This is a genomic window from Caballeronia arationis (genome assembly GCF_001544975.2).
In the GTDB taxonomy this organism is placed as follows: domain Bacteria; phylum Pseudomonadota; class Gammaproteobacteria; order Burkholderiales; family Burkholderiaceae; genus Caballeronia; species Caballeronia arationis.
Genome location: NZ_FCOG02000328.1, coordinates 1 through 2824, shown reverse-complemented (window position 1 = coordinate 2824; position 2824 = coordinate 1). Strand labels below are relative to the sequence as shown.

At 54.9% G+C, this 2824-nt stretch carries 1 protein-coding gene; it reads right to left on the bottom strand.

Annotated elements, in window-relative coordinates:
* Nucleotides 1-438: 438 nt before the first annotated feature.
* Nucleotides 439-2403, bottom strand: a complete 1965-nt coding sequence (locus AWB81_RS41715; RefSeq protein ID WP_235026214.1) for an alkyl/aryl-sulfatase — start codon at nucleotides 2401-2403, stop codon at nucleotides 439-441.
* Nucleotides 2404-2824: the final 421 nt, after the last annotated feature.

Here is a 2824-nt window from a genome sequence, read left to right as displayed (position 1 = left end):
CTTTCCCAATTTGGGCGAGCATAAATGCGGATTTTTGGCACCCCTCGAGTGGGAACGTATTTCTTTCGTGAGAATGGGAAGTCCTGGGACCGCGAATTTCGGAAATCGGCCATCTACGGACGTTGGCCATGAGGATCGTGCGGCCGCACGAAGGTCGGTATCGTCCAGCTAACGGACTTTCGGGGCGCCACTACTGATCTGGTCAGCCTTCGCCCATCAAACATATCCATTTGGGATGACCGCGCCAGTCCTTATTCGAGTTTTTTGGACTTTGCGTACGAGTGGGACCGGATCCCGGCTGCTGCGATGCCCCTTTACGAATCACTTTGGTCACACGCCTAAGTAAAAGGAGCGGTCGGTTATAGATCACCATGCCTATGGCTGATGCTATAAGTCGTCCGCTCTTAGTTGAGCCAGGAGTGGCGCGGTGCGCCTCGCTCAAGGCTCCGCGATAGTGAACCAGAAATCGAACTTGTCGAAGTTACCCAGCATCTCCTTGAACTTCGCCTTGTCTCCGTCGATGCTCACATCTCCGCCGTCCGTGAGATTGCCCAGCTTTAGCTTGCCAAGTGCAATGTCATCCAGTGTCGAGCGGTTGAGCGTGACCGTGCCATCTACTTTGTCTAGCTGCCTGTCCTTGCTGTAATTCATGACGCCATTCTTTACTTTCAGGACATACTGCGCCTTAATATCAGGGAATTTCAGGTTGTAGACATAGGACTTGTCGCCGACCTTTGGTCCATTCAGATGAATGGCAAGAAAGTCGAGGAACATATCGGTCGTCATCCCGCGAATGATGTCTGGAGAACTCGTATTCGGCGTCGCCATTTTCTTGACGCCGCCGCGCAGTTCCTGCGCGCCCGAAAGATAAAAGTTACGGGCCGGGCCCGATTCCGCTTGGTAACCCAATTGTTCCAGCGCGTCGGCCTCGATGTTGCGTGCCGCCTGGTTTTTGGGTTGAGCGAACACGACTTTGTTCGCCACGGTCGCGGCCCACCGATAGTCGCCTTTGGCATATGCTGCCTTGGCCGTTGCAATCATTTTATCCGCTCCGACCATTTCGACGTATCGCTTCGCCTCTTCGACGGGCGGTAAAGGGTTGAAGTCGGCCGGATTGGCATCCCAGAATCCTAGATAAAGTTGGTACGTGGCGCGAACGTTATGTTTGAGATCGCCATAATAGCCGCGGTTATAAAATTCTTTCGCGAGACTATCCGGCAGCACGAACTCTTCGGCGATCTTATTCATCGTCAGGCCCTGATTTGCCATACGCAGCGTCTGATCGTTGATGTATTTGTATAGGTCGCGTTGCTTTTCCAGATGTTCGACGACGCGGTCGTTACCCCATTGCGGCCAGTGGTGACTGCCGAATGAAACTACCGCGTCGCCGCCCCATAGGTCGATTGTCTGATCCAGCGTACTTGCCCATTTCTGAGCGCTGCGCACCTTCGCACCGCGCAACGTTAGGATGTTGTGAAGGGTGTGGTTTGCATCCTCGGCGAGACAGATCGCCTTGAACTGTGGGAAGTAGAACAGCATTTCGGCTGGCGCTTCAGTGCCTGGCGCCATCTGAAAGACAACATCGATGCCGTCGACCGTCAGCTTCTCTCCCGTCTTGTCAATGATCTTTGTCGGCTCAAACAAGGTAATCGTGCCGGCTGCCGTGGTGAGGCCGAGGCCGCCGCCCACATTGCCTTCCGGGTCCTTCGGCAGAAGATTGCCGTACATGTATGATGCGCGGCGGCTCATGACGTTGCCAGCGAACACATTTTCGCTGACGGCCTCCTCCATAAAGCCTTCCGGCGCAATCACGGGTACTTTGCCGGCGCGCGCGTCCTGTTCATCCACTATCGCCCGTATGCCCGCAAAGTGATCGACGTGCGAGTGCGTGAAGATCACGGCGGTGACGGGAAGGTTCTCGACCTTGCTATTGATCAGGTCAACGGCAGCTTTCGCGGTTTCCGTGGATGTGAGCGGATCGATTACCACCCAGCCAGTCTTGCCGCGTATGAAGGTCATATTGGCTAGGTCGATGTTGCGCACCTGATAAATGCCATCGACAACTTTGAACAGCCCGCGAATACCGAGCAACTGCGATTGCCTCCAGAGACTCGGATTAACCGACGCTGGAGCCGGTCCGCTTTGCTTCAAAAAGTCATACTGGGAGAGATCGATCACCGTGTTGCCGGCGCTGCCTTTGATGATTGGATTGGGAAGGTCGGCGATGAACCCGTGCCGAGCATTGTCGAAATCCTGCGTATTCGAAAACGGCAAGTAATCTGCTACTGCCTGATTGGCTTTTCGAGTCGCGTCGGTAGCAGGATTTGGGGCGGCCTGACCGACGTCGAAGCAGGCGAGAGCTAGGACAGCGCAAACCGATTGCATACGGGATATTGCAGACATGCATTGATCTCCGGTCGTGAGAGTCAGCGAACCTTACCTGACGCTGAATTGCACCAAAACCCGAATTGGAAATCTTGACTGATTTCGCGTTTGTCCGTCAGAAGCGCAGTCACGCCAATCCGCGTATCGGTTGCGACATGAGCTACTTTCGAATTGCTTTTTGATTTCGCCCAAGTACACCGATATCATAATTTCGGACAAGTGGCATCCACGCGCCTTCGGAGTAGAAATGGCGCGGAACCATGATGGCTGACGCCTAGGATTTGTCCATGCGCCGGCGAGCGGCCGTAAATAACTTGGAAGCCGCCGCACAAGTCGCATCCTCTTGAACGGCAGTTCGGGGTCGATCGCGTACTCTGGCTGCTCGACGACACGCCGGCGACCCGCAGGCTGATCGGCCGCTACATCGACGTGTGGGAAT

Coding starts and splice junctions, on each gene's coding strand:
- AWB81_RS41715 (WP_235026214.1), bottom strand. CDS start 2,403: ATGTCTGCAATATCCCGTATGCAATCGGTTTGCGCTGTCCTAGCTCTC.